Source organism: Mycobacterium sp. (genome assembly GCF_035603715.1).
Taxonomy (GTDB): Bacteria; Actinomycetota; Actinomycetes; order Mycobacteriales; family Mycobacteriaceae; genus Mycobacterium.
The window spans coordinates 1-4,049 of record NZ_DATNJW010000295.1; the positions used below are offsets into that span (position 1 = coordinate 1).

The 4,049-nt window shown below is 64.0% G+C and carries 7 protein-coding genes; 6 read left to right on the forward strand and 1 reads right to left on the reverse strand.

Annotated elements, in window-relative coordinates:
- The coding region (locus VN856_RS12120) for an acyl-CoA dehydrogenase (RefSeq protein ID WP_325689286.1) at window positions 1-618 on the forward strand (618 nt) is incomplete at its 5' end.
- A 127-nt stretch (window positions 619-745) separates the two neighbouring features.
- On the opposite strand, the gene VN856_RS12125 is transcribed toward VN856_RS12120, so the two are convergent.
- Entirely contained in the window at window positions 746-1,111 is a 366-nt protein-coding gene (locus tag VN856_RS12125) for an STAS domain-containing protein (RefSeq protein WP_325689288.1), read from the reverse strand.
- Between the two features lie 159 nt (window positions 1,112-1,270).
- On the opposite strand from VN856_RS12125, the gene VN856_RS12130 reads away from it, so the two are divergent.
- The 5 genes from VN856_RS12130 to VN856_RS12150 all read left to right on the forward strand — a co-directional run.
- Window positions 1,271-2,176 carry an STAS domain-containing protein gene (locus VN856_RS12130; RefSeq protein WP_325689290.1) on the forward strand — a complete coding sequence of 302 codons (906 nt, stop codon included), beginning with the start codon at window positions 1,271-1,273 and terminating at the stop codon, window positions 2,174-2,176.
- A gap of 23 nt (window positions 2,177-2,199) precedes the next feature.
- On the forward strand, window positions 2,200-2,586 hold the full coding sequence (locus VN856_RS12135) for an STAS domain-containing protein (RefSeq protein WP_325689293.1): 387 nt from the start codon (window positions 2,200-2,202) through the stop codon (window positions 2,584-2,586).
- The gene (locus VN856_RS12140; protein WP_325689299.1) at window positions 2,576-2,986 is read left to right on the forward strand and encodes an ATP-binding protein; all 411 of its coding nucleotides are present in this window, start codon (window positions 2,576-2,578) and stop codon (window positions 2,984-2,986) included. The genes VN856_RS12135 and VN856_RS12140 overlap by 11 nt, the downstream gene beginning before the upstream one ends.
- Window positions 2,979-3,605 (forward strand): SpoIIE family protein phosphatase, encoded by a 627-nt coding sequence (locus tag VN856_RS12145; protein WP_325689295.1) that lies wholly within the window; start codon window positions 2,979-2,981, stop codon window positions 3,603-3,605. Before VN856_RS12140 ends, VN856_RS12145 begins: the two co-directional genes overlap by 8 nt.
- A partial coding sequence (locus VN856_RS12150; RefSeq protein ID WP_325689297.1) for a phosphatase RsbU N-terminal domain-containing protein occupies window positions 3,602-4,049 on the forward strand: 448 nt, incomplete at its 3' end. The genes VN856_RS12145 and VN856_RS12150, both read left to right, overlap by 4 nt.

Genomic DNA, 4,049 nt, shown 5'->3' on the forward strand with positions numbered 1-4,049 from the left:
GACGGGCCGACGCTGTTCCTCTGCGACGGTGGGACCCCGGGCATCGAGATCGAGCGGGTGATGAACACGATGGACCGCAATTACGTCGAAGGCCATGGCGTCGTGCGGTTCAACGATCTGCGACTGCCCGCCTCCGCAGTGCTCGGTGAGGTCGGCCAGGCCTTGCGCTACGCACAGATGCGACTGGCGCCCGCCCGGCTGACCCACTGCATGCGCTGGCTCGGGGCCGCTTCGCGCGCCCAGTCGATCGCGGTGCGGCACGCCCGCGAGCGGACCGCGTTCGGCAAGACGCTCGGCGAACATCAGGGCGTCAGCTTCATGATCGCCGACAACGAAATCGCTTTGCAGCAATGCCGGCTCGGGATCTGGTGGGCGTGCTGGACGCTGGACAAGGGCGATCGGGGCACCGGCAGACACGAGAGCTCGATGGTCAAGGCCTATGTGTCCGAGGAGCTGTTCAAGGTCGCCGACCGCTGCGTCCAAATCCTGGGCGGCATAGGCATTTCCGATGAGACACCGGTCGGAATGATTTTCTCCGACATGCGTGCCTTCCGTCTGTACGACGGCCCGACCGAGGTGCACAAGTACGCGATCGCGCGCCAGGTGCTGCGGCCCTAGCCGCTAGTCGCTGGCGCACTTGTTGCAGGGAATACGAGGCTGCGACGAACGAGATCGCCGCTAACGTGCTGGTCACTCGCGCTTCTTCGCGCCAACGTCAATCTCGATGACGCTGCGGCCGTAGCCGCTAGTCGCTGGCGGCTGGGCCCAGCGCGATCAACGCCTCATCCAATGTCGGGTACAACGAAATGAGTTTGTCCAGACCGGTGAGCTGCATCGGTCTGCTCGCCGCCATATTGTCGGCCACGACTGCAAGCTGAATCGATTTGCCGATCTTTTCCTGGGTGGCCGCCAATATCCGAAGTCCCACCGACGCCATGAAGATCACCTCGGACAACTCGATCACGAGAGCGGGTGGATCTTCTTCGAGCGCTTCCGCGATCCCCGCTTCGAAAACAGGGGCAGTGCTCAAATCGATCTCGCCGCCGATGCTGACCACGGCGACACCATCCCGGTGCGCGACGGAGGTGGTGATCGGATCCGGCTCTGACACGGCCATCCTTCATCTGGAGTCTTGTCTCTACCGGGCGGATCCGGTGCCGACCCTTGCCGCCTGGCAAATTCGCAGAAATATTACTTCAACGGCCGTCGCCGCGAGGCTCAGTTAGTCTAGGCGCGGGGCTCGGTCCACCGTGGAGATCCGGGAGGTTCAATGTCGGATCAGTCGATAGATCTCTCGTCAACGGGCGTCGTCGGTCAGACGTCGGCAGTGTCGGGTGCGGGTTTGCTGCTGCCACAGCTGGTGCAGCACTTGCGCCAGAACCGAACGGTGCTGCGCGAGGAATGGGCCCGCAGGATCACCGAAGCCGAATTGCTCACCGCGATGTCGCCCGAGGAGATCTTCTCCGAGGCAACGACGGTGTACGACAGCTACGTCGAGGTGCTCGAGACGGGTAGCGTCGAGGCGCTGCAGGACTACGCGCGTGACTTGTCCGAACGCATCATTCCGCGTGGTGTCGAGACCAATGAGGTCGTCGGCATCGTCCTGCTGCTGCGCGACGTGCTGGCCCGGTCGCTCTTCGAGAAGTACCAGACCGACTTCGACCTGCTGAACCGGGTGCTCGACGCCTACGAGCCCGCGGCGAACCGGATCGCCAACACCGTCGCCGTCGGTTTCGTGCAGGAACGCGAGCGCATCATCCGTCAGCAGCAGGAGGCCATCCGCGAGCTGTCGACGCCGGTGCTGCAGGTGCGCGAGCAGTTGCTGATTCTGCCGATCATCGGCGTTCTGGACAGCCAGCGCGCTCGGCAGGTCACCGAGCAACTACTGCGGGCAATTCGCGCCAACCGGGCCAAGGTCGTCGTCATCGACATCACCGGTGTCCCCACCATCGACTCCACGGTGGCCAACCACCTGGTGCAGACCGTCGACGCGTCCGGCTTGATGGGTGCCAGCGTCATCATCACCGGTCTGTCATCGGAGATCGCACTCACGCTGGTGACGATCGGGCTGGATCTTTCCAAGATGAATGCCGTCGGCGACCTGCAGGGCGGCATCGAGGAGGCCGAGCACCTGCTGGGATATGAGGTCACCCGCGCCGGCGAGCAAACCACCTAACAGCAGATCGTCGCGAAAGTCTCATGCCAGTACCCATTCTGAAACAGGGACAGATTCTGATTGCCACGGTGCAAAACGCCCTGTCCGATTCTGACACCGAGCTGTTCCGCGAACGCTTGATGCAACGGGTCACCGAGTATCGGGCGCAAGGCATCGTCGTCGATGTCACTGCCATCGACGTCTTGGATTCATTCGCCGCCCGGTCATTGCAGACTGTTGCACGCATGACCAGCCTGCGTGGCGCGCACACCGTGATCGTGGGCCTGCAGCCGGAAGTGGCGTTCGCAATGGTCCAACTCGGCATCCTCTTCGAGGACATGGACACCGCGCTGGACTTGGAAGAGGGCCTGGCGCTGCTGAATCGGCGGCTGGCCGCCAAGAAACCGATTGGACGTGACGGTGTCGGATGACGTCGTCGTTGACGTAGGTCATCCCGACGACATCGTTGCCGCTCGCCAAGCGGGTCACCAACTGGCGCGCGACATGGGTTTCTCGCTGACCGATGTCACCATGATCGCCACGGCGATCTCCGAAGTCGCCCGCAACATCACCAGCTACGCCGGTTACGGGGCGATCCGGGTTGCCATACAAGACCGCGAAGGCCGACAGGCACTGGTCGTGCGGGCCGAAGACGATGGGCCGGGCATCGCCAACATCGAAAGGGCAATGGAGGACGGTTATTCCACCGGCCGTGGACTCGGGCTCGGGCTGCCCGGAGCGCGCCGGCTGATGGACCGGTTGATCGTGGAATCCGCCCCGGGTGAGGGCACGACCATCGAGATGTGGAAGTGGATTCCGAACAATGGCTGAGCATGGCTGGCTGGGGCCGATCGAATGGGCGGCCACGTCGCGCCCGCTGCCCGGCCAGACCGTCTGCGGCGACCGGTCTATCGCGGTCGACGTGAACGGCACCGGCGCCTTGATCGGTGTGCTGGACGGTCTGGGGCACGGCGAACTGGCCGCCGAGGCGGCAGACTGCGGCGTGCAAATTCTCGGCGACACTCGCGGTGAGGCGCTCGACACGCTGGTCCAGAGCTGCCACCGTGGCTTGTCGAGCACTCGCGGTGTGGCGATGACATTGGTGCACATAGACTTTCAGAAAGATACGCTCAGCTGGGTCGGGATCGGGAACGTCGCCGCTGACTTGGTCGCCAAACACCCTGGCGGTGTCGAGGTGCGCTCGTCGGTACGCCTCGCGGGCGGCATCGTCGGCTACCGGGTTCCCGAAGTGGTTGTATCGCAGGATTTCCCGATCCGCCCGGGCGACTTGCTGGTCATCACCAGTGACGGCATCGACGAAAACCATCTGGACGGCATCGACTTCGCCGCGCCGGCCCTGACAATCGCCGAGCAGATCCTGGACAGCCATGCCAAGGACAACGACGACGCGCTGGTCCTCACGGCACGGCACCGAGGTGCGTCCGGATGACACACCACGACTTCGACACTGCGTACGCGGCCGCGCTGGGTCGTTACCTGGAGACCCGCAACGAGGAAGACCTCGCGGTCGGTCACGAGCTGGGACGTCGCGCACTGCACGACGACATCAGCATGCTGAAGATCGTCGAGAAGCACTCCGAGCTTTACCACCGGCTGGTGGTGGAGCTTCCCGGCTTCGACGGGGCGGTGGCGCTGGCCTTCCTGTTGCAGACGCTGGCTCCGCTTGACGTTGCGACACGCGGATTCCTCGACGGCACAAGGCGTTACGAAGAGCAGCGGGCCCGCGCCGAGGATCTCGCCGATCGCGACGAGTTCCGCAACGCGGTGGTGAACTCACTGCAGGAAGGCTTCTTCGTCGCCGATCGCACCGGGGCCGTCATCGAGGTCAATGACGCTTTCACCAAACTGACCGGCTACCCGGCGCACGGCATCC